This window comes from Arthrobacter oryzae (assembly GCF_003634095.1).
Classification (GTDB): domain Bacteria; phylum Actinomycetota; class Actinomycetes; order Actinomycetales; family Micrococcaceae; genus Arthrobacter; species Arthrobacter oryzae.
The window spans coordinates 458,750-481,132 of the sequence record NZ_RBIR01000003.1; the positions used below are offsets into that span (position 1 = coordinate 458,750).

General features: G+C 67.2%; 21 protein-coding genes. 17 read left to right on the forward strand and 4 right to left on the reverse strand.

The annotated features are described in order from the left end of the window. Window positions 1–27: 27 nt before the first annotated feature. The 10 genes from C8D78_RS09740 to C8D78_RS09785 all read left to right on the forward strand — a co-directional run bounded on the left by C8D78_RS09740 (window position 28) and on the right by C8D78_RS09785 (window position 12,991). Window positions 28–1,710, forward strand: coding sequence for an ABC-F family ATP-binding cassette domain-containing protein (locus tag C8D78_RS09740; protein ID WP_120952985.1), 1,683 nt, complete (start codon window positions 28–30; stop codon window positions 1,708–1,710). A gap of 140 nt (window positions 1,711–1,850) precedes the next feature. After that, window positions 1,851–2,624, forward strand: a complete 774-nt coding sequence (locus C8D78_RS09745; RefSeq protein ID WP_120953317.1) for a DeoR/GlpR family DNA-binding transcription regulator — start codon at window positions 1,851–1,853, stop codon at window positions 2,622–2,624. Beyond that, window positions 2,621–3,808 carry an MFS transporter gene (locus C8D78_RS09750; RefSeq protein WP_120952988.1) on the forward strand — a complete coding sequence of 396 codons (1,188 nt, stop codon included), beginning with the start codon at window positions 2,621–2,623 and terminating at the stop codon, window positions 3,806–3,808. The genes C8D78_RS09745 and C8D78_RS09750 overlap by 4 nt, the downstream gene beginning before the upstream one ends. Before the next feature lie 55 nt (window positions 3,809–3,863). Then, window positions 3,864–5,360 carry a bifunctional phosphatase PAP2/diacylglycerol kinase family protein gene (locus tag C8D78_RS09755; protein WP_120952991.1) on the forward strand — a complete coding sequence of 499 codons (1,497 nt, stop codon included), beginning with the start codon at window positions 3,864–3,866 and terminating at the stop codon, window positions 5,358–5,360. A gap of 214 nt (window positions 5,361–5,574) precedes the next feature. Then, window positions 5,575–6,516, forward strand: coding sequence for an ABC transporter ATP-binding protein (locus tag C8D78_RS09760; protein ID WP_120952994.1), 942 nt, complete (start codon window positions 5,575–5,577; stop codon window positions 6,514–6,516). Window positions 6,517–6,519: 3 nt separating this feature from the next. After that, on the forward strand, window positions 6,520–7,410 hold the full coding sequence (locus C8D78_RS09765) for an ABC transporter permease (protein WP_120952997.1): 891 nt from the start codon (window positions 6,520–6,522) through the stop codon (window positions 7,408–7,410). 34 nt (window positions 7,411–7,444) lie between these two features. Further along, window positions 7,445–8,824, forward strand: coding sequence for a sensor histidine kinase (locus tag C8D78_RS09770; protein ID WP_120953000.1), 1,380 nt, complete (start codon window positions 7,445–7,447; stop codon window positions 8,822–8,824). A 16-nt stretch (window positions 8,825–8,840) separates the two neighbouring features. Then, complete coding sequence (locus C8D78_RS09775) at window positions 8,841–9,545, forward strand: response regulator (RefSeq protein WP_425266685.1); 705 nt, start codon at window positions 8,841–8,843, stop codon at window positions 9,543–9,545. A gap of 284 nt (window positions 9,546–9,829) precedes the next feature. Then, on the forward strand, window positions 9,830–11,293 hold the full coding sequence (locus C8D78_RS09780) for an amino acid permease (RefSeq protein ID WP_244208329.1): 1,464 nt from the start codon (window positions 9,830–9,832) through the stop codon (window positions 11,291–11,293). Window positions 11,294–11,650: 357 nt separating this feature from the next. Next, on the forward strand, window positions 11,651–12,991 hold the full coding sequence (locus C8D78_RS09785; RefSeq protein WP_120953006.1) for a M18 family aminopeptidase: 1,341 nt from the start codon (window positions 11,651–11,653) through the stop codon (window positions 12,989–12,991). Window positions 12,992–13,004: 13 nt separating this feature from the next. Here C8D78_RS09785 and C8D78_RS09790 read toward each other — a convergent pair whose 3' ends face one another. Continuing rightward, window positions 13,005–13,691 (reverse strand): DUF1345 domain-containing protein, encoded by a 687-nt coding sequence (locus C8D78_RS09790; protein ID WP_120953009.1) that lies wholly within the window; start codon window positions 13,689–13,691, stop codon window positions 13,005–13,007. 271 nt (window positions 13,692–13,962) lie between these two features. Between C8D78_RS09790 and rpsF the strand changes: the two genes are divergently transcribed. The 6 genes from rpsF (at window position 13,963) to C8D78_RS09825 (ending at window position 18,130) form a co-directional block, all read left to right on the forward strand. Further along, the gene (gene rpsF / locus C8D78_RS09795) at window positions 13,963–14,268 is read left to right on the forward strand and encodes a 30S ribosomal protein S6 (protein WP_026266755.1); all 306 of its coding nucleotides are present in this window, start codon (window positions 13,963–13,965) and stop codon (window positions 14,266–14,268) included. Window positions 14,269–14,322: 54 nt separating this feature from the next. Then, a complete protein-coding gene (locus tag C8D78_RS09800; RefSeq protein ID WP_120953012.1) occupies window positions 14,323–14,898 on the forward strand; it encodes a single-stranded DNA-binding protein in 576 nt (191 codons plus the stop codon). 125 nt (window positions 14,899–15,023) lie between these two features. Further along, a complete protein-coding gene (gene rpsR, locus C8D78_RS09805) occupies window positions 15,024–15,263 on the forward strand; it encodes a 30S ribosomal protein S18 (RefSeq protein WP_003800144.1) in 240 nt (79 codons plus the stop codon). Window positions 15,264–15,280: 17 nt separating this feature from the next. After that, window positions 15,281–15,733, forward strand: a complete 453-nt coding sequence (rplI, locus tag C8D78_RS09810; protein ID WP_120953015.1) for a 50S ribosomal protein L9 — start codon at window positions 15,281–15,283, stop codon at window positions 15,731–15,733. Between the two features lie 247 nt (window positions 15,734–15,980). After that, window positions 15,981–16,841, forward strand: coding sequence for a PhzF family phenazine biosynthesis protein (locus C8D78_RS09815; RefSeq protein ID WP_120953018.1), 861 nt, complete (start codon window positions 15,981–15,983; stop codon window positions 16,839–16,841). Between the two features lie 659 nt (window positions 16,842–17,500). Further along, the gene (locus tag C8D78_RS09825; protein ID WP_120953024.1) at window positions 17,501–18,130 is read left to right on the forward strand and encodes an FMN reductase; all 630 of its coding nucleotides are present in this window, start codon (window positions 17,501–17,503) and stop codon (window positions 18,128–18,130) included. A 43-nt stretch (window positions 18,131–18,173) separates the two neighbouring features. Here the strand turns inward: C8D78_RS09825 and C8D78_RS09830 are convergent, their stop codons facing one another. Continuing rightward, on the reverse strand, window positions 18,174–18,743 hold the full coding sequence (locus C8D78_RS09830) for a hypothetical protein (RefSeq protein ID WP_120953027.1): 570 nt from the start codon (window positions 18,741–18,743) through the stop codon (window positions 18,174–18,176). A 3-nt stretch (window positions 18,744–18,746) separates the two neighbouring features. Beyond that, entirely contained in the window at window positions 18,747–19,211 is a 465-nt protein-coding gene (locus C8D78_RS09835; protein WP_120953030.1) for a hypothetical protein, read from the reverse strand. A gap of 745 nt (window positions 19,212–19,956) precedes the next feature. Between C8D78_RS09835 and dnaB the strand changes: the two genes are divergently transcribed. Further along, window positions 19,957–21,342: a replicative DNA helicase gene (gene dnaB, locus C8D78_RS09840; RefSeq protein WP_120953033.1), complete on the forward strand. Its 1,386-nt coding sequence runs from the start codon at window positions 19,957–19,959 to the stop codon at window positions 21,340–21,342. Window positions 21,343–21,345: 3 nt separating this feature from the next. Here dnaB and C8D78_RS09845 read toward each other — a convergent pair whose 3' ends face one another. Continuing rightward, the gene (locus C8D78_RS09845) at window positions 21,346–22,320 is read right to left on the reverse strand and encodes an acyl-CoA thioesterase (RefSeq protein WP_120953036.1); all 975 of its coding nucleotides are present in this window, start codon (window positions 22,318–22,320) and stop codon (window positions 21,346–21,348) included. Window positions 22,321–22,383: the final 63 nt, after the last annotated feature.

Sequence of the window (22,383 nt, forward strand, 5' to 3'; positions counted from 1 at the left end):
GAAGTTGCACGTGGGAAGATTGGACGCGTGGCTCATATTGACGTTTCCGGCATCGACTACTTCCTCTCCGACGGCACCCAGCTGCTCAACGGGGTGACCTTCAAGGTCCCGGACGGCACCAAGACGGCGCTGATCGGGCCGAACGGAACCGGCAAGACCACGCTGTTCCGGATCATTTCCGGGGACCTCGTCCCGGACGAAGGCGTGATCGGCCGCTCCGGCAACATGGGCATCATGCGCCAGTTCGTGGGCCAGGTCCGGGACGACTCCACGGTCCGCGACCTGCTGGTGTCCGCCGCCCCGCCCGCGCTGGCCGCCGCCGCGCGGGCTGTGGACGAGGCCGAACTGGCCATGATGGAACACGACGACGAGCCCACCCAGATGCAGTACGCCCAGGCGCTCGTGGACTGGGGCGACGCCGGCGGGTATGACGTCGAGACCGTCTGGGACGAGGTCTGCATGGCGGCCCTCGGCCTGCCGTTCGACCGCGCGCAGCACCGCCCGGCGTCGAGCCTCTCCGGCGGCGAGCAGAAGCGGCTGGTGCTCGAGGCGCTCTTCGCCGGCCCCGATGAACTGCTGCTGCTCGACGAGCCGGACAACTACCTCGACGTGCCGGGCAAGCGCTGGCTTGAGGCCAAGCTGAACGAGTCGAAGAAGACCGTGTTCTTCATCAGCCACGACCGCGAACTGCTCAACAACGCCGCGGGACGCATTGTCACGCTGGAACCCGGCATCAACGGCGCCGGCGCCTGGGTCCACGGCGGCGGCTTCGGCTCGTATGTGGATGCCCGCGAGGACCGGAACGCGCGGTTCGAGGAGCTGCGCAAACGCTGGGACGAGGAGCACGTCAAGCTCAAGGAACTCGTCAACATGTACAAGAACAAGGCCGCCTTCCGCTCGGACATGGCCAACCGGTACCACGCCGCGCAGACCCGGCTGGCGAAGTTCCTCGAGGCCGGGCCGCCCGAGGCCCTGCCGATCGAGCAGAACGTGAAAATGCGGCTCAAGGGCGGACGCACGGCCAAACGCGCCATTGTGGCGGAGAAGCTGGAACTGACGGGCCTCATGAAGCCGTTCTCCACCGAGATCTGGTTTGGCGACCGGGTGGGTGTCCTCGGTTCCAACGGGTCGGGCAAGAGCCACTTCCTGCGCCTGCTCGCCACCGGCGGCACCGATCCGGAGCGGGAGCACCTGCCGGTGTCCGACGTCGAGATCGCGGAGGTTCCGCACGAGGGCACGGTGAAACTCGGTGCCCGGATCCGGCCCGGCTTCTTCGCCCAAACCCATGTCCGGCCCGACCTCCTGGGCAAGACCTTGCTGGAGATCCTGCACCGCGGCGACGAGCACCGTTCGGGGCTCGGCCGCGAGGCCGCCGCGGGTGCCCTGGACGGTTACGGCCTCGCCGGCCAGTCCGAGCAGAAGTACGAATCCCTCTCCGGCGGCCAGCAGGCCCGCTTCCAGATCCTGCTCCTGCAGCTCTCCGGCGCCACCCTTCTGCTGCTCGACGAGCCCACGGACAACCTGGACCTGCACTCCGCCGAGGCCCTGGAAAGGGCGATCGACCACTTCGAGGGCACGGTCCTGGCCGTCACCCACGACCGCTGGTTCGCCCGCACCTTCGACCGGTTCATGGTCTTTGGGTCCGACGGCAGAGTCTACGAATCGGCGGAACCGGTCTGGGACGAGAAGCGCGTCGAGCGGGCCCGCTAACCGGCACGCCGGACTCCAGAAAGCAACGCGGGGTCAGATACGGCCCATGCCGGGGGCCGTCATGGGCGCTAAGTAACCCCGCGTTGCCTTTAAGTGGTGGACTAAATGATTAAATGATCACCAACTGTTAGCATTTGATCATGAACACTGATGAGCGGCACCGCCTGATCGGCGCGCTGCTGCGCCGTCGGGAGCATGTGACCGTGGACGAACTGATGACCGCGTGCGGGGCCTCGGGGGCCACGATCCGGCGCGACCTCGACGTCCTGGCCCTCCACGGCGTGCTGCGGAGGGTGCACGGCGGAGCCATGAGCCTGGTCATGGGCGGCGAAAATCCGGAATACGGACAACGCGAGCTGGAGGACCACGCCGCCAAGGTCCGGATTGCCGCGGGTGTCGCGGCCATGCTCCAGGACCGGGGGCACGTCTGGCTGGATAGCGGCACCACCGCCACGGAAATCGCCCGCCAGCTGAGCAAGCGCGAAATGACCATCATGCCGATGTCGTTGCGGGCAGTCAGCCTGCTGTGCCCGGATGATGCGCCGGCCGGCCGCCGTCCGGATGTCCTGATGCCCGGCGGCAGCCTCGTCCCCGGCGAACTGTCCTTCCGGGGGCCGATGACGGAGTCCAACATCCGCTCGCTGCGCTTCGACGCCGCGGTGCTCACCCCCTGCGCCCTGAACCTCAAAGACGGGCTGCTGGCCCACGATCTTGACGATGCCGCGGTGAAGCGCGCGGGGCTCGAATCCGCGGCCCGAGTGATCGTCGCCTGCGCCGGGTCCAAGTGGGATGCCAGCGCCGTCGCGCTCGTGGCCTCCCTCGACGCCGTGGATGCCGTCGTGACGGACCGGCAGCTCAGTCCGGAAGAACATGCCCAACTCGCACAACACTCAGTGGAAGCAGTGATCGTATGACCAGTACCGCAACCGGCCCGCAGTTGAAGGCCGCCGCCGGGGCCACCTTCCTCGTCTTCGGGATCAACGGATTGGTCTTCGCCAGCTGGGCCGCACGCATCCCCGCGGTAACGGACATCCTTCACATCACTGCGGGACAGATGGGAACCCTGCTGCTGTGCGTGGCGGTCGGTTCGCTGATCGCACTGCCGACGGCCGGGTTTGTCGTGGGCAAGATTGGCACCGCCAACGCCGTGCGCAGTGCCGGACTTGTTGCCGCGGCAGCAGGGGTCGGCGTGGCGCTTTCCCTGATGGCGGAGTCGATCCCGGCAACGGCGATTGCCCTGTTCTTCTTCGGAATCGGGGTCGGGTTCTGGGATGTCTCGCAAAACATTGAAGGGGCCGACGTCGAACACCGGCTCGGGCGCACCATCATGCCGCAGTTCCATGCCGCCTTCAGCGGCGGCGCGTTCGTCGGGGCCTTGATCGGCGCCGGCCTCTCCACCCTGGGCGTCGGGCTCCCGGTGCACCTGCTGGTGATCGCCGGCGTCGTTGCCGTCCTGACCACGGTTGCCCCGCGGTACTTCCTGCCCCATCTGCCCGTTGCCGCACCCGTAGACGGGGAACCGCACCCGGCCAGGGGCCGGTCCGCCTGGCGGGACGGCCGCACGCTGCTGATCGGCGTCGTTGTCCTGGGCGCCACCCTGACCGAAGGCGCCGGCAACGACTGGATTGCCAAGGCCGCGGTTGACGGCCTGGGCGCCGAACAATCCACGGGGGCGCTGCTGTTCGCCGCCTTTGTGCTGGCCATGACCGCGATGCGCTTCTTCGGCGGCCGCGCAATCGACGTCTATGGCCGGGTGGCCGTTCTCCGCGCCAGCATGGCCGCCGCCGCAGCGGGCCTCTGCCTCTTTGTGTTCGCCGGCACCATTTGGGTGGCAGCGGCCGGTGCCGTGCTGTGGGGCGTCGGGGCCGCCCTGGCCTTTCCGATCGGGATGTCGGCCGCGGCGGATGAGCCCGGGAAGGCGGCCGCGCGGGTGTCCGTCGTGTCCACGCTGGGCTACATAGCGTTCCTCGCCGGGCCGCCCCTGTTGGGCTACCTGGGCGATGCGACCGGGATCAGGACCGCGCTGCTGGCGATCGGGGTCCCGATCCTCGTGGCCCTGGTGCTCGCCGGTGCGGCGAAGCCCCTGCCCGCCAAGTAGCAGGAAGCGGCCGGTCCCGCCTGCCCCGCGCCGCATCCGGCAGTATGGTGGTCAAATGCGAACCCTGCTGAGGAAGGCCCCCGGGCGCCTGTCGAAATTCGACCGCAAACTGGTGCGGGCGGTCTCGAAGTTGCCGGCCGGAGGCCACGATGAGTTCTTCCGCCGCCTGTCCGCCGCCGCGAACAACGGCAGGCTCTGGTTCGGCATCGCCGGGGCCATGGCCCTCGTGCCCGGAAAAACGCGCCGGGCAGCCGTGCACGGGCTCATCGCCCAGGGCGTGGCATCGGCGGTCACGAACGTGGTGTTCAAGTCCCTCCTGCCCCGGGCCCGCCCCCTGCCCGAACACCTTCCGGTCTTCCGTTTCGTCAATCCCCAGCCCACAAGTTCGTCGATGCCGTCGGGGCACTCCGCCTCCGCCGTGGCCTTTGCCCTTGGCGTCGGCATGGTCCGTCCGGCTCTAGGGTCGGCGCTTGCCCCCATCGCTGCCGGGGTGGCCTATTCCCGCGTCCACACCGGCGCGCACTGGCCCTCGGACGTGCTGTTCGGCTCAGCGATCGGCGCCGGGGCGGCCCTGGTGACGCGGAGGTGGTGGCCGGTGCGCCCGCCCTTCCCGGACACCCGCCGCAGCGCCGCCCGTGCCGCAGAACTTCCCGACGGCGAGGGGCTCTGCATCGCGGTCAACACTCTCGGCGGGTCCTACGCGGACGAAACGGCTGACGCCCTGCAAAAAATATTCCCAAAGGCGTATATACAGGAAATCGGGCAGGACGAGGACGTCGCCACCGCAATCGCCGGAATCGCAACGCGCCCGGGCATTGCGGCCCTGGGCGTCTGGGGCGGGGACGGAACGGTCGGCGCGGCGGCAGCGGCGGCCGCTGAACATTCCCTCCCGTTGCTTGTGCTCCCCGGCGGAACGCTCAACCACTTCGCCCGCGACGCCGGGACGCCCACCTTGGAGGCGGCTGTCCGGGCAGCCTCGCACGGCGAGGCTGCAGTGGCCGACCTCGGCCACGTGAGGGTTGAACGCGGCCTCCCCGACAACCCCGAACATCTTGAAATGAGCATGCTCAACACCGCCAGCATCGGCCTGTACCCGAACCTGGTCCGCCGGCGGGAGCAGCTCCAGCCGGCCCTGGGCAAGCCCCTGGCCGGCGTGGTGGCCATGTTCCGGACCTTCGCGGCGGGCACCCCCACCACCCTGACCGTGAACGGGGTGCGGCACCGGCTGTGGATCCTGTACATCGGCCGCGGCCGCTACTACCCCCGGGACCACGCGCCCTTGGTCCGTCCCGTGCTGGCGGACGGGGTCCTGGACCTGCGCATGATCACGGCGGACGAGCCGTTCGCCCGGGTGCGGCTGCTTTGGGCCGTGCTGACCGGCACCGTGGCCAGCTCCGGGATCACCCACCTCACCGAAACGGACCGGATTACGGTGGAGCCCGGGAACGGTCCCATGGTCCTGGCCGTCGACGGGGAAGTGATGCCGGGTGTGCGGAGCGTGGAATTCACCGTCCGCGGCGGCGCGCTGACCTATTACTCGCCGCTCAGCTGAGCCATCGCCGCCGGACCGCTGCAGGCATCCAGCCGGACCGCCGCAGGCATCCAACCCGGCGGCCGGGCGCGTCATCCTCCCGGACTACCCTGATTCGCCCCTGAATCATCCCTGAGACCGGCGAAATAGTCCTCCGGCCTCGGTAGCGTGGGTGCAGACAGGCCCGCAACTGCGGTGTCCCTGGATGTCTCCCGCTACGCAAAGGAACGCTTCCATGATCGAAGCACGAGGCCTGACCAAGGTTTACGGCGAGAAGACCGCCGTCGACGGCGTCAACTTCACCGTCGAGGCCGGCCGTGTCACCGGCTTTCTGGGACCGAACGGAGCCGGAAAATCCACCACCATGCGCATGATCATGGGACTGGACCGTCCGACGTCGGGCTCCGTGACAGTCAACGGATCGCCGCTCACCAGGCACACCGCCCCGCTGCGCGACGTCGGGGCGCTGCTCGACGCCAAGGCCGTGCACACGAGCCGCTCCGCCTACAACCACCTGCTGGCGATGGCCGCGACGCACAGCATCCCCAAGAAGCGTGTCCGCGACGTCATTGAGATGACCGGGCTCGCCGAGGTCGCCAAGAAGAAGGTGGGCGGGTTCTCGCTGGGCATGGGCCAGCGCCTGGGAATCGCCGCCGCCCTCCTGGGCGACCCGCAGACCGTCATTCTGGACGAGCCCGTCAACGGTCTGGATCCGGAGGGGGTGGTGTGGGTCCGCAACTTGGTGAAGTACCTGGCCTCCGAGGGCCGCACGGTCTTCCTCTCCAGCCACCTCATGAGCGAGATGGCCGTCACGGCTGACCACCTGATTGTGATCGGCCGCGGGAGGATCATCGCGGACGCCCCGATCCAGGAGATTATTACCGGCAAGGGGCAGCGCAGCACGCGGGTCCGGACCGACCAGCCGGACCGGCTCATGCAACTGCTGGCCGGCACCGGCGTCTCGGTGGAGGTCCAGGAGCGCGAACTCCTCGAGGTCAAGGGCCTCGACCCGCGGCAGATCGCCGCTGCAGCGCTGGAAAACCACGTCATGATCTACGAACTGACCCCGCTCCAGGCCAGCCTGGAGGAGGCCTACATGGAACTGACCAAGGACGAGGTGGAATACCACTCACTGATCACCACGGGCGCCGTTCCCGTCGAAGCCGGAGGCAAATAAGCCATGAGCTCCACTACCGTTGAATCAACGCCTTCACCGCGCGACGCCGGCTCCCGCACGCGGCGGACCGGCTCCGGCACCAGTGCCGGCCCGGGTCCCACCTTCCTGAGGGTTCTCAACTCCGAATTCATCAAGTTCCGCACGCTGTTGTCCACCCTGATCCTGCTCGGCTCCACCGTCATCGTCATGGTGGGATTCGGGGCGCTGTCCGCCTGGGGCACGGGACAGTTCTCCCAGGCCGCGACCCGGGACCCGCAGGCGGCCGCCAGGCTTGCGGCGCAGGGAGGGGACCTCGCCGTCGGCGTCCCCACCTCCGGCATCGCATTCGCGCAGCTGATCCTCGGCTCCCTCGGCGTGCTGCTGATGAGCTCAGAATTCACCACCGGCATGGCCCGGTCCACGTTTGCCGCTGTGCCAAAGCGCCTTCCCGCGTTCGCGGCCAAGCTCGTGGTGGTGGTGGTGACATCCTTCGTCGTCACGGCCGTGTCCACCCTGGCAGCCGGCTTCCTGGCAACGCCGATCTTGGGCAACTACGGCCTCAACCTGGACCTGGCAAGCTCGCAGTCGGTCAAGATGCTCATTGTCAACAGCATCTACGTGGCAGCGGTGGCGGCGATCGGCTTGGCACTGGGCACCCTGATTCGCAACTCCGCGGGCGGCATCATGAGCCTGGTCGGCCTGTTCTTCGTGGCGCCGATCGCCTTCCAGCTCATTCCCGGCGACTTCTTCGTGGAAGCCCGCAAGTACCTGCCCGGCAACACCGTGGCCCCGCTGACCGCGCTGGACCATGTCCCGGCCACCCTGGAGGCCTGGCAGGCCGGCCTGGTCCTGGGCGCGTGGGTGGTCGTCCCGGTGCTCCTGGCCGCCTTCCTGCTCAAGAGGCGCGATGTCTAGGCCGGTCCGCAGGCCTGGCGCGTAGGCTCGGCGCATGATCGATGCATTGCCGTTGAGGGACACGCCGGCCGGACCGGCCGACGCGTCCTTTGCCGAGCTCACTGCCCGCCGCCGCGGCCGGCTCCGGCGCTACCTGCTGGCCAATCCGCGGGTCATGGACGTCCTGGTGGTGCTCTGCTATTTGGTTCTGGTCACGCCTACGGCCGTCGAGGCGCTCGGCCATGGGGACTGGCCGGTTGCTGTGCTGTTCGCGGCGGCCGCGCCGGTCCTGGCCTTCCGGCGGTTTTATCCCGTACAGGTGGCGGTGGCGGTGGGGGTCCTGGAACTGGCGGTCACCGTCCTGCATCCCTGGGGGTCCAATGTCTCGGCCGGGCTCTGGTTCTCGCTCTACGGCGTCGCCGTCGTCAGCACCCGCCGGTTCGCCTGGACGGCGCTGGCCCTGACGACCGCCCCGCTGGTGCTCGTGTACTTCCTGTTGGCCGTGGGCCCGCTGGACGGGCGGCTCCCGGACATGGCGCTCCGCTCGCCGGAGAATTTCCAGCTGGTCGCGAGCATCGCGGCCGGCATCGGCATCACGCTTTCCAATGTGATCGCGACGGGAATGGGGATCTCGGTGCGCCAGCGCCGCGAGCACGAGCACGAGATTGCCGCCTGGGCGGCCCGGGCCCAGCGGCTGGGTTCGGTCACGGAACGCAACCGGATCGCACGCGAAATGCACGACGTCGTGGCGCACTCGCTGACCGTGATGATCAGTCTCTCGGACGGCGCCGCCGTCGTGGCCAGGAAGGATCCCGAACGCGCCGTAGGCGTTCTCGCGGAGCTTTCCCGCACAGGACGTACCGCGCTGGCCGACATGCGGCGCGTCCTCGGCGTGCTGCGCGACGACTCCGCCGCCGGACAGGCTCCCCGCGGGCCGCTGGTGGCCGGAGACAACCTGGCCAATCTGCTCGAGGGCTTCCGCACGGCAGGCCTGCCGCTGCATTACACGCACACCGGCCCGTCGCTGCCTTCCGACGCGGCGTTCCAGCTCACGGTGTACAGGATCGTGCAGGAGTCGCTGACAAACGTTCTGCGCTACGCGCGGGCGCTCAGCCGTGTGGACGTCAGTATTGTCCGGGACGGTTCCCTCGTCACCATTGACGTCGCCGACGACGGCCGGGGCACCCTTGAATCCGGCAGCACGGCGGCCGGGGGCCCGGGCAGGTCCGAGTCGCCGGAGTCCCTCGGCACCGGCCAGGGAATCGCCGGGATGCGGGAGCGGGCCAGAATCTACGCAGGCACCGTCCGGGCCGGACGCTTCGGCGACGCCGGGTGGCGGGTGCATGCGGAATTGAACTGCAACGAAGACACAGCATCGCAAGTGAGGGGGATTAGTGGCCGACCAAGGACCCATACGCGTTCTGCTGGTGGATGACCAGCCGCTGCTGAGGATGGGGTTCCGCCTCATCCTGGAGGGTGAAGACGATTTGTACATCGCCGGCGAAGCGTCCGATGGTGCCGAAGCGGTCCGGCAGGTCCGCGAACTGGCGCCCGACGTCGTCCTGATGGACGTGCGGATGCCGGTGCTGGACGGGATCGAAGCGACCCGGGCCATCGCGGCCACGGGCTCGTTCGCCAAGATCATCATCTTGACCACCTTCGACCTGGATGAATACGCCTTCGCGGGGCTGCGGGCCGGCGCCTCGGCCTTCCTGCTCAAGGATGTGGCCCCCGCCGAGCTGATCAGCGCCGTGCGGGTCGTCGCCAGCGGCGATGCGGTCGTGGCCCCGCGCGTCACGCAGCGGCTGCTGGAGACCTACGTCCGGGGCTCCGGAGCCGGCGCCGGTAGTGCGGACCTGGCGGGGACGGGCCGGACCGGAACGGACAGCTCCGGCGCACAGCAGGCCGGGGCTGCGGCGCGCCCGGCGAAAGACCCGCTGCTGGAGGACCTGACGCCGCGCGAAAACGAGATGCTCGGGGCGATGGCGGAGGGGCTCTCCAACGCTGAAATCGCGCACAGGTACTTCCTTTCCGAGGCCACGGTCAAGACGCACGTGCGGCGGATCCTGAACAAGCTCCATCTCCGCGACCGAGTCCAGGCCGTCGTATACGCCTACGAAACCGGCCTCGTGGTGCCCAGCAACACGGACTACTGAACACGCGGACTAACCTCCCCGGACGGGCCGGCGGTGGGCGCAGTGCGTGAAGCAGTGGTTTCAGGCACATTGCGGAATTGCTCATGAGTAAACTTTGGTTGTTCCCTGCGCCTTCATGTTGGGCCTGCGCCCGGTTTGATCGGCCGTCATCTGTGGGACTGCACAAGACCGGCGGTGCTCGGCGCGGTCTAGGGTGAAACGACATTGTGGCCCGCCGCACAGTATGGACCCCATGCTGCGCCGGCATACGAACGGCCCTTGACCCCCACGAAGGACCCGCTTCCATGCATGCTGACCAACAGCTTTCGAAATCCCTAAAACCCAGGCATCTGTCCATGATCGCCATCGCCGGCGTGATCGGGGCCGGACTGTTTGTCGGGTCCGGTGCCGCCATCCAGCAGGCCGGTCCGGGCATCCTGGTGGCCTATGCCGCGGCGGGGCTGGTCGTCATCCTGGTCATGCGCATGCTCGGCGAAATGGCTGCGGCCAACCCGGAAACAGGCTCCTTCTCCACCTACGCGGACAAGGCGTTGGGCCGCTGGGCAGGGTTCAGCATCGGCTGGCTCTACGCATGGTTCTGGATCATCGTCCTTGGAATCGAGGCCACGGCGGGTGCGGCCATCATGCACCGCTGGGTACCCGGCATTGACCAGTGGGTCTGGGCGCTGGCCCTGATGGTGCTGCTGACGCTGACCAACCTCGGATCCGTGAAGTCGTTCGGCGAGTTCGAATTCTGGTTCGCGTCCATCAAGGTGGCGGCGATCGCGCTCTTCCTCATCTTCGGTGCCGCCGCGATCCTCGGGCTCATCCCCGGCGTCCCGGCACCCGGGCTGGACAACCTGACCGGCAAGGGCGGCTTCATGCCGAACGGTCCCGGCGCCGTCCTGGCCGGCATCCTCGTCGTCGTTTTCTCCTTCTTCGGGGCTGAAATCGCCACCATCGCCGCCGGCGAATCCGAGAACCCCGTCGATGCCGTCAAGAAGGCCGTGAAGTCCACCGTGTGGCGCATCCTCGTCTTCTACATCGGTTCGATCGCCATTGTGGTCACCCTGCTGCCCTGGAACTCGGCCTCCGTCGCCAAGAGCCCCTACGTGGCAGTCATCGAACTGTTCGGCATCCCCGGCGCCGGCACCATCATGGACATTGTGGTGCTGACCTCCGTACTCTCCTGCCTGAACTCGGGCCTCTACACCGCCAGCCGCATGCTGTTCTCGCTGTCCCGGCGCGGCGACGCCCCCCGGTCCTGGATGCGGATCTCCAAGAGCGGCGTGCCGTCGGCCGCGGTCCTGGCCTCCACAGTGGTTGGGTTCATCACCGTCGGCCTGAACTACATCGCACCGGACACGGTCTTCCTGTTCCTGGTCAACACCTCCGGTGCCATCGCGCTGTTCGTATGGCTCGTGATCGCCACCTCACAGCTGATCCTGCGCCGCCGCATGGGCGCCGCAGCCAAGGATCTCCAGCTCAAGATGTGGCTCTTCCCGTACCTGACCTGGCTGGCCATCATCAGCATCGTCGCCCTCCTGATCGGCATGGTGATCCTGGAATCCACGCGGGAGTCGCTGGTGCTTTCGCTGGCCCTTGCCGCGGTCGTGGTGGGACTCGGTGTCTTCCGCTACCGCAAGAACGGTGCCAAGCCGGCCGCTCCCGCCGCGGGCACCGCCGAGGTTCCGGTCGAGGAAACGTCAGCAGCGGTCGCCGGGACGTCGCTCGAGGAAGCAGTTACGGGCGGCCGCCCGGCGTCGTAGATTCGGTCCGGCAGCCCGTGCCCGAAGCGGCACGGGCTGCCCGGCCTGAACGTTGGCCCCCGCAGCGATCGTGCACCACGGGACATGCTCATCGCAGCGACCCTGAACCACCGGACATGCCCACCCCAGCCATGATGAATCACGGGACATGCCCACCCCTTGCGCCCGCCAGTGGACACAGCACCACTATGTCCATTTCCCGGCGCATGGGGTGGGCATGTCCTTGGGCGCAGGAAGGGACATGCTCATCCCCCGGCGCGAGCGGGGGGCATGTCCGAGTATGTCGGCGGGACATGCCCCGTCGACGGCGTCCGGCCCACCCCGGAGGCCTGTGCGCACCGGGCTAGACTCGAAGCCATGCCAACACCCAGCTCTGCCGCAGACCACATCCAGGACCTCGGCGCGTATGTGAGCGCGTCGCCGTCGAGCTTCCACGCCGTCCACGAAGCCGCGCGCCGGCTGGACGGGGCAGGTTTCACGGCCCTGAGCGAGCTGCAGGCTTGGGACGGTGCGGCAAGTGGTGCCGGGGCAGCGGCTCCCCCGGCCGCGGACGGCAAATACTATGTGATCCGCGACGGCGCCCTGGTCGCCTGGGTGGTCCCTGCCGGCGCCGGACCGACCACGGGTTTCAACATCCTCGGCGCCCACACCGATTCGCCGTCCTTCAAACTCAAGCCGAAGCCCACCACGGGCAAGTTCGGCTGGCTGCAGGCCGGCGTCGAGGTCTACGGCGGACCGCTCCTGAATTCCTGGCTGGACCGCGAACTCCAGCTCGCCGGCCGCCTCGTCATGCGCGACGGCACCGAGCACCTCACGGCCACGGGCCCGCTCCTGCGCTTCCCGCAGCTCGCCATCCACCTGGACCGGGCCGTCAACGAGGGCCTGGCCCTGGACAAGCAGCAGCACATGAACCCGGTGTTCGGCCTCGGAGATCCTGCCGGCGCGGACCTGCTCGGGCTCCTCGCGGCAAGGGTCGCCGGCGCCAAAGTGGATCCGGCGCAGATCGGCGGCTACGACGTCGTCATCGCGGACACCCAGGCCCCGGCGGTGTTCGGCGCGAACAACGAATTCTTCGCCTCCGGCCGGCTCGACAACCTCTCAGCGACGCACGCCGGGCTCACCGCACTGATCGCCCACGCCGGCACGCCGCGGCCGCAGGGCGCCCCAATCGCCGTCCTGGCCGCCTTCGACCACGAGGAGATCGGCTCGGCATCCCGCTCCGGCGCGTGCGGGCCCCTCCTCGAAGACGTCCTGGTGCGGATCTCCGACGGCCTCGGCGCCTCGGCAAGCCAGCGGCGCCAGGCCTTCGCGGCGTCGTTCTGCGTCTCGGCGGATGCGGGCCATGCCGTGCACCCGAACTATGCGGAGCGGCACGATCCCGCCAACCGGCCGGTCCTCAACGGCGGGCCGCTGCTGAAGATCAACGCCAACCAGCGCTACGCGACCGACGCCGCCGGGGCCGCCTTCTGGGCGACGCTGTGCACCGACGCCGGCATCCCGTACCAGGAATTCGTCTCCAACAACGTGATGCCTTGCGGCTCGACGATCGGCCCGCTAACCGCCACGCGGCTGGGGATCCGGACGGTCGACGTCGGGGTGGCCCTGCTGTCGATGCACTCGGCGCGCGAGCTCTGCGGAGTCGAAGACCCGCACCGGCTGGCCACGGTCACCCAGGCGTTCTTCCGCACGACGGCGTAAGCGCCTCGGTGCCCTACGCGGCGACGCCGACCACGAGGTTGATGGTGGTTGCCAGAATAATGGTGCCAAAGAGGTAGGACAGCAGGCTGTGCTTGAGGGCCTCGGCCCGGATGCCGTGGTTCTGCAGAGCCGTGTCCGAGACCTGGTACGTCATGCCGAGGCTTGTGGCCAGGTACGCGAAGTCGGTGTACTGCGGCGGCCGGCTCTGGTTGAAATCGATGCCGCCCACCCGGGAGCCTGCCTTCGTGCCCGTGCCGTAGTACAGCTCCGCGTAGCGCAGCGTGAAAAGCGTCTGGACCAAGGTCCAGGACATTGCCACCGAAACTACCGCGAGGAGGGCCCCGGCAATCCGGGAAACCGTGTCAGTGTTGTTGTGGGAGTCCATGATGACCGCGCCCGCTGCCGCCAGGCTGGCGGCGTTTGCGGCCAGGATGAGCAGGTCGGTCGTGCTCCGGGCCGGGTCTTCGGCTGTGGCGTGCAACCGTGTTCCTGCAGGATCGAGGCGCCCGATGACCAGCCAGACCCAGACGATGTAGGTCAAGGCAGCCGCGCACCAGCCAATCGTGGGAGCCAGCACCCAGCGCCCTGCCGCCACGGTCGCCCCGGCAGCGAGCAGGCCAACCAGCACCATGGCGGCGAAGCGGAGCCGGCTGCGGCGAAGCGGTGGAGGCACGGCTGAGGAATCGGGGTCGGTGTCCATTTTCAGATCATGGCACAACAGGTTGGGCCACTCCCCGACCGCCGGCCGTGTGGCGGTTATCCACATGGCCGCCGGCGCTCTTCCCGGACAAGGTGCGGGGCCGTAGGGTGGGGGCACGGAATCGCGGAATCCGGTCCGCATGCACTAAGCTGTTGAAGTCTGTGCTGAGTCCTGCCCCCGTTCCGGTGGCCGGGCATTGCATGGCACCGCAAATGAACCTCCTGTTACGGAAATGCCGTAACCGCTTAGCCCAAAGGAGGTGGGTTCACATATGCGTCCTTACGAATTGATGGTAATCATCGACCCCGAGGTCGAAGAGCGTGCCGTTGAGCCGTCGCTTCAGAAGTTCCTGAATGTCATCACCAACGATGGTGGAACCATCGAAAAGGTTGACATCTGGGGCCGTCGTCGCCTGGCTTACGAAATCCAGAAGAAGTCCGAAGGTATCTACGCCGTGGTGAACTTCACCGCTGAGCCGGCTACCGCCAAGGAACTTGACCGCCAGCTGAGTCTCAACGAGACCATCATGCGCACCAAGATCACCCGCCCCGAAGAGCAGAAAGTTGTTGCTGAATAATTCAGCGCTCAACTTTCAATCTTCATCCCGCAGGAACGCACAAGGAGGCAGTAGATGGCAGGCGAAACCACTATCACGGTTATCGGTAACCTCACCAATGACCCCGAACTCAGGTTCACACCGTCAGGTTCGGCCGTAGCGAATTTCACCATCGCTTCTACTCCCCGCACCTTCGACCGGCAGTCCAATGAGTGGAAGGACGGGGAAACCCTGTTCCTCCGCGCGTCGGTCTGGCGCGAGGCAGCCGAGAACGTCGCCGAATCCCTGACCAAGGGCATGCGCGTGATTGTTTCAGGCCGTCTGAAGAGCCGTTCCTACGAAACAAAAGAAGGCGAGAAGCGCACCGTTATCGAGCTCGAGGTCGATGAAATCGGCCCGAGCCTGCGCTACGCCAATGCCAAGGTCAACCGCACCCAGCGCTCCGGCGGCCAGGGTGGCCAGGGCGGCTTCGGCGGCGGCAACAGCGGCGGTTTCGGTGGCAACTCTGGTGCAAACCAGGGCGGCGGCAACTCCGGTGGAACCTGGGGCGGCAACCAGCCCGCAGCGCAGGAAGACCCTTGGGCCACGCCCGGGGTCAGCAATGCAGGCGGCGGCTGGGGCAACGGCCCGGATTCCGAACCTCCCTTCTAAACAACATCTAAGGTCCGGCATTGAAAAGCGCCGGGACGCCGCGAGGCGCCCGGGTGCACACTGCGCCGGATCACCACCATCCCGTGGATCAATATCCACGGGCTCCATCGAATAGGAGCTCCACGATGGCTAAGGCTGAACTCCGTAAGCCCAAACCAAAGTCCAACCCCTTGAAGGCCGCTGACATCACCGTCATCGACTACAAGGACGTAGCATTGCTGCGCAAGTTCATCTCCGACCGCGGAAAGATCCGCGCCCGTCGCGTCACTGGCGTCACGGTGCAGGAACAGCGCAAGATCGCCCAGGCAATCAAGAACGCCCGCGAAGTTGCTCTGCTGCCTTACTCCGGCGCTGGCCGCGGCTAAGGAAGGGATTAACTAACATGGCAAAGCTCATTCTGACCCACGAAGTAACCGGTCTCGGTGCTGCTGGCGACGTTGTCGAGGTCAAGGACGGTTACGCACGTAACTACCTGCTGCCCCGCAACTTCGCCCTGACCTGGTCCAAGGGCGGCGAGAAGCAGGTTGAGTCCATCAAGGCTGCCCGCGTTGCCCGCGAGCACGCTTCCCTGGAAGACGCTCAGAAGCAGGCCGCTGCACTCTCCGCCAAGCCGGTCAAGCTGGTCGTCAAGGCTGGCGCAACCGGACGCCTGTTCGGCACCGTCAAGCAGGGCGACGTCGCCGACGCTGTTGAGGCCGCTGGCCTGGGCCGCATCGACAAGCGCAAGGTTGAACTGCCGGCTCACATCAAGTCGACCGGTTCCTACCAGGCAAACGTCCGTCTGCACAACGACGTTTCCGCTGTGATCGAACTCGACGTCGTCGCAGGCAAGTAGTCCCTAGGGCTACAGCCTGTTCGGCTAGGCAGTCTTAGGCTGCCGGGAGGCCCCCGCCTCGGATTCCTCTGGGAACCGAAGCGGGGGTCTCCTGCTTTAACTCCAACGCGGGGTCACTTCCGGCCCATTCTGGGTCCCACTATGGGCCGGAAGTGACCCCGCGTTGCCTTTTCGGCCATGAGGGCAGTCCCAGGATGCCCCGAGCCGTGCGGTCCGCCCCGGCCGGCGTCGGTGATAGCCTGCTGCGGTGAACACCGGCCCCTCCGCAGCACCCCGCCTTCGTCCCTTCACCCAGGTCGACGTGTTTTCCGCCGAGGCGTACCGCGGAAATCCGCTGGCCGTCGTCGTCGAGGCCGAGGACCTCGAGACCGAGACGATGCAGCGGTTCGCCAACTGGACCAATCTCTCGGAGACGGCATTCGTGCTGCCGCCCACGCACCCCGACGCCGACTACCGGGTGCGGATCTTCACCGGCAGCGAAGAGTTCCCTTTTGCGGGGCACCCCACCCTGGGATCCGCGCACGCCTGGCTGGAGGCGGGCGGCATCCCGCAGCGGGACGGCGTGGTGGTCCAGGAATGCGGTGCCGGGCTGGTGAGGGTCCGGCGCGACGGCGGACGCCTCGCGTTCGCGGCCCCGCCGCTGACCCGCTCGGGCACGGTGGCGGAGGATGACCTGATGCGCGTCGCCGCGGGCCTGGGTCTGCCCCGGGAAGCGCTGCTGGACGCGTCCTGGCTGGTCAACGGCCCGGACTGGATCGGGGTGCTGCTGGAATCGGCGGAACAGGTGCTGGGCATCCGCCCGGATTATGCCGCCATGGCAGGACTCAAGGTCGGCGTTATCGGGCCCCACGGGCACGGATCCGCCGTCCAATTCGAGGTTCGCACCTTCGTTCCGGGGGACGCCGCCGCGGAAGATCCGGTCACGGGCAGCTTCAACGCCGGAGCGGCCCAATGGCTGATCCGCAGCGGGCGGGCTCCGGAGTCCTACCTCGCGGCCCAGGGGACAGCCCTGGGCCGGGCAGGGCGGATCTACGTCGAGGCAGCCGGTGAGGACATCTGGGTGGGCGGCGATTCCGTGAGCTGCATCGAAGGATGGGTCCTTCTCTGACCCGTTAGGGATGGCTTGTGGCCGGCGCATGGCAGAATCGGTGCGTGGATGCCCCGGACCCCCCAATAGTGAACTGGCCCTCAGCGGTCGTCGCGTTTCTGGTCGACTCACTCCTCGTGTGGGGCCCGGCCGTCGCCGTCTTCCTCCTCGCTCCCGCTCACGCCCTTCCGCTCGCCGCCGGGACCGTGCTGGCTGCGGTGGGAGCCAACTGGACGCTGTATGCCCGCGGAACCACGCTGGGAACCTATGTGGGCGGTTTTCGGATCCGGACCCGGCATGGACTGGCGCCAGGGCGGAGTTACGGGTTGGTCCTGTCCCTGCTCACCTGCGTATCAGTACCTGCAATGGTGGGGCTGTTGGCCGTCACCTTTGCTCCAGGCAATGAGGCATCCGGCCCAGTGGGAAGTCCAGCCAGCTACCCTTTGTTCGGGGAACGGACCAGCAGGCGGAAATTTCTTCAAGCCGCGGACGACCACTGGGAGCGCTGGACCTGATCCCCGTCGCCGCATAACGCAGCCGAACCCGGCGGCCCGCGCGCGAGATCCCGTGGGAGTCGAGTTTTGCGGTGCGGGAATAAATCCACGCGTCCGCCCCTTGTTCAGGTAGATGCAAACGCATGTAATGGCGTTGCTGACCTGGATCCAACATAGGAGCTCCCCGTGGAAACCCGCCGTATCACCGTTATCTCCGCCGGACTTGGCGTCCCTTCGTCCAGCCGCCTGCTGGCCGACCAGCTGGCGGCGTCGACCGAGCGGCAGCTTGCCGCGGCGGGCTACGCCGTGGAGATCGAGGTCGTGGAGCTGCGGGACCTCGCCGTGGACATCGCCAACAACTTTGTGACCGGGTATGCGGGCCCTCGGTTGGCCGACGTGATTGCCGGCGTCGACTCCTCTGACGGCGTCATCGCGGTCAGCCCCGTGTTCAGTGCCTCATACAGCGGCCTCTTCAAGTCCTTCATCGACGTGCTCGACCCCAAGTCGCTGGAGGGCAAGGCCGTGTTGCTCGGCGCCACAGCCGGGACGGACCGGCACCAGATGGTGCTGGACTACGCGATGCGGCCGCTCTTCACGTACCTGCGCACCCGGGTTGCCGCCACCGCGGTTTTCGCCGGGCCCCAGGACTGGGGAAACACCAACGACGACGGCGGCTCGCCGCTGTCTGTGCGGGTGGACCGGGCGGCGGGCGAGTTTGCAGAGCTGCTGAAGGACTCGGGAGCGCAAAAGAAGCCGGCCGCGCTGGAATCACTGCCGTTTGAACAGCTGCTGGCCGGAATCTCCGCGCAGCGGTAGAGGTAAGGCAGGGCGCAGCGCTAAGGAGGGCCGCCCGCGGTGCTCAGTCGCCCAGCAGAGCGATGAACTCCCTGGCCTGCTTCATGGAGATATCCGAGTGGCGGGTCAGGGCCATGGCTGCGGCCTCGGTGTCGCCGCTCTTGGCCAGGGTGCGGATCCTGCCGTAAATCTCATCGTTGAGCATGTTGCTGCTCACCTCGCGCGTGACATCGCCCTTGCTGGCGATCGCGCGGTAGCGGTAGGAGAACCGCTGAGGCGTGTCGTCCTCGTCCGGCACCGGCTCGGGGACGGCCTCCGGGGCGCGGAACGGCTGGGGGTGCGCCGCGAGTGCCGCAACGGCGTCGCGGGACGCACGCAGGCCCTCCCCGGTGGCTTCGAGGTAGACCTTGATGGCGGCCATGGCCTGGCCCTGTGCGATCAGCGCGTAAATTCGCCGGTGCTGTTCCTGGTTGAGCTTCGCGGCCGACGCACGGGCAAGCTCGCCGGAGTCGGGCGCCGGCGGTGGTGCCGCCGGACGGGAGCGTTCACCGCGGTGACTCCAAGCCCGGGCGGCCAGCAGCACTCCGACGGCCACGAGTACCAGGATCAGTGCGGGAATGAGCAGTGAGTCCATGCGCTACAGCCGATCTACGTAATTCTTTGCGGACTTGAAGTCTAAGGGGGTCGACTGCCGCAGCAGCCGCGTGGCCTTGAACTTGTGGCCGTTGCGGGCCAGCGACTGCAGCTCCAGGAGGAGCTGGGGGCTTAGGTGTCCGACGGCGTACAGGGTGTCCCCGTGACCGCCGGTTCCGGCCGCCTTGGAGGCGGTGCGGGCAAGCTGGGCGGACCGGGCGTGGTCTGCCTGCTGGGTCTGCTGCTGGGAGTTCTGGCTGGGACGCGTGGTCGCCTCAATCTTGGCGCGGGCGGCAACGGCAGTCTGGACCTGGGCGGCATAGTGGGCCTGGGACTTTACCGCCAATTCCCGCTGGTATTGCTCCGCCTCGGAAATGCCGAAATTGCGCGGTTTCAGGGCCGTGGCCACCGCCCAGAGCACCGCCGTCAGGATGAGGGCAGGCAAGATGACTAGCAGTACATCGCCCATGGATAGAGCTTATGCCAGATTGCGGTTATCCACAGCATGTTTTGCTCCACCCGTACAGTGCGTCGCGGCAAGCGTCAATTCCGCCGGCCGGAGTGAATCCCATCACAAAATGCGTCTATCCGGCGGCAAGTATGTGGTCCTCTGCCGCGGTATATCCCCAGCCGCAAGGTGCAGGCTGTGGATGAAGCTTGCCGAAAAATGTTTTGTGTCCACAAGATGAACCCAATGTTTCCGCAGGTCAAGGCAGCATTTCGGGTATAACTTTTTTTCTATCCACAGCACTGCCCACAGACTGTGCACAAGCATCGGCCACTAGTGCACAGGTTATCCACAGGTGAGCGCACCGCCCGGGTTGGTGCCTGCCCGCTCGGGGGATAACGTTGCAGGATATCGGGGCCCGGAAGCGGAAATCCTGCGGTTGCCGGGCGCTGCCCGGGAGGAATCCGCGGCCGGAGTCCTTGGCTCACGGCCGCACCAGCGCTGTGGACACCAGCGCTGTGGACAACAGCGTGGCGGCGGATGGGCGCGGACTGTCGGAGCTGACTGATAGGAATGAGCCAGCCGGCAAGGGCCCGGGTTCATGTCTCCGGTCATTCACCGCAGCAACGGATTCACCGCAGTTGTTGGGTCGCCGCGGCCGGTCGCCGCGGCAGTTGGACATCAGGGCAGCTGGGCATCAAGGCACAGGGCTTACGCGCCACGGCGAACGGATATCCGCCGCGGCACACAATGGAGGACGGCAGTTTTGTCAGTTACGCATCTGGACTCAGCCGAGGGCACTCGGGGAGCCGAGGGCAGTCGCAAGCCCCCGCAGGACATCCCCGCGGAGCAGTCGGTCCTGGGCGGCATGATGCTGTCCAAGGACGCCATCGCCGACGTCGTGGAAATCCTGCGCGGCCAGGACTTCTACCGGCCGGCCCACGAAACGATCTACGAGGCCATCATTGACCTCTACGGCCGCGGCGAGCCCGCTGATGCCGTGACGGTCTCGGACGAGCTGACCAAACGCGGCGAAATCAACAGGATCGGCGGACCCGCCTACCTGCACGAACTCATCCAGACCGTTCCCACGGCCGCCAACGCCGGCTACTACGCCGAAATCGTGGGCGAACGCGCCGTCCTGCGCCGCCTTGTCAACGCCGGTACCAAGATTGTCCAGCTCGGCTACGGACAGGACGGCGAGGTCGAAGACCTGGTCAACCAGGCCCAGGCCGAGATCTACGCCGTGGCCGAACGCCGCACCGCCGAGGACTACGTGGTCCTCAAGGACGTCATGGAATCCACGGTCGACGAGATCGAGGCCTCCGGCCACCGCGGCGAAGGGCTGACGGGCGTCCCCACCGGATTCTACGAACTGGATGAGCTGACCCACGGCCTGCACCCGGGGCAGATGATCGTCATCGCCGCCCGCCCGGCCGTCGGCAAGTCCACGTTCGCGCTGGACTTCGCCCGCTCGGCCGCCATCAAGAACAACCTCGCCACTGTCATGTTTTCCCTCGAAATGGGCCGCAACGAGATCGCCATGCGCCTGCTCTCCGCCGAGGCCACCATTGGTCTTCAGGACCTCCGCAAAGGCACCATCAAGGACGAGCAGTGGTCTAAGATCGCCACGACCATGGGCCGGATGAACGATGCCCCGCTGTTCATCGATGACAGCCCCAACATGTCGCTGATGGAAATCCGCGCCAAGTGCCGGCGCCTGAAGCAGCAGCATGACCTCAAGCTGGTGATTCTGGACTACCTGCAGCTCATGAGCTCGGGCAAGAAGGTGGAGTCCCGCCAGCAGGAAGTCTCCGAGTTCTCCCGTGCGCTCAAGCTCCTGGCCAAGGAACTCCAGGTGCCGGTGATCGCCCTCTCGCAGCTGAACCGTGGCTCGGAGCAACGCCAGGACAAGCGGCCCATGGTCTCGGATCTGCGTGAATCCGGTTCCATCGAGCAGGATGCCGACATGGTGATCCTGCTGCACCGTGAAGACGTCTATGACAAGGAGTCCCCGCGCGCCGGCGAGGCTGACATCCTGATCGCCAAGCACCGTAACGGCCCCACGAAGGACATTGTTGTGGCTTTCCAGGGCCACTACTCGAGGTTTGCCAACATGGCCGCGGACGCGGGGGGCGGCGGCGGCTTCTAGCCGCTAGCTCCCGCCGGCCGCGAGCAGGTGGTTGGGCAGCCGGTTCCCGGGGGCCCGGCCGCGGATTTCCAGGAGTTCGCGGGCGTGGTCGTGGAGCCGGACGTCCTCCTCGGACACCGGCACCCACTGCGGGATGGGGACTGAGGTGCCGGTTTCGTCGCGGGCCACCATGACCGTCAGGCAGTAGGTAGTGAGGTTCATTTCGCGTCCCTTGGGATCTCCCGACCGGACGTGGACGGCGATGTGCATGCCCTTCGTGCCCGTGTAGACGAGCCGGGCCTCCACCTCGACCACGTGGCCGATCAGCAGCGGGCGGTAGAACCGCACACCGCCGGAGAACACGGCCACGGTGTCCTTACCGCAGTAGCGGGAGGCGCAGACGTAAGCGGCCTCGTCGATCCACTTCATGACGATGCCGCCGTGGACCTTGCCGCCCCAGTTCACGTCCGTGGGCGCCGCCATGAACCGCAGCACCACGCGCTCGGCCGTGCCGGCATCGGTATATACCTGTCCGCTCATGGCTTCCACGATCTCTTCGCGGACCTTGATCCGGGCCAGCGCGTCGTCCCGCCGCTCGATCTGGTCCGCGGTCACCGGGTCGAACTGCGGCACCGGAATGGGCCTGCCGTCCGCGCCCACGGCCACGAAGATCACGATGCACTGGCTGCGCATGGTGGCGGGGCCGCCCTTGGGATCGCCCGAGGACACCACGGTGCGGATGTGCATCGAGGACCGCCCGGTGTAGACGATGGTGGCCTCGACCTCCACCATGTCACCGCTGTTGACCGGATCCGCGAAGTGGATGTTGCCCACATAGGCCGTCACGCAGTAGGACTTTGCCCAGCCCACGGCGGCAGCGTAGGCCGCCTTGTCCACCCACTCCAGCACGGTGCCGGCGTCGACCGAGCCGCTGTGGCCGACGTCGGTGGGGGCCGCCAGGAAGCGCAGGGTCACGGAATTGGACGCGTTCTCGCTCATGCTGTGAGTTTACTGAAGCAACCGACAGACGCCGTCGGCCGGTGACACAATCGCCGGCCGGGG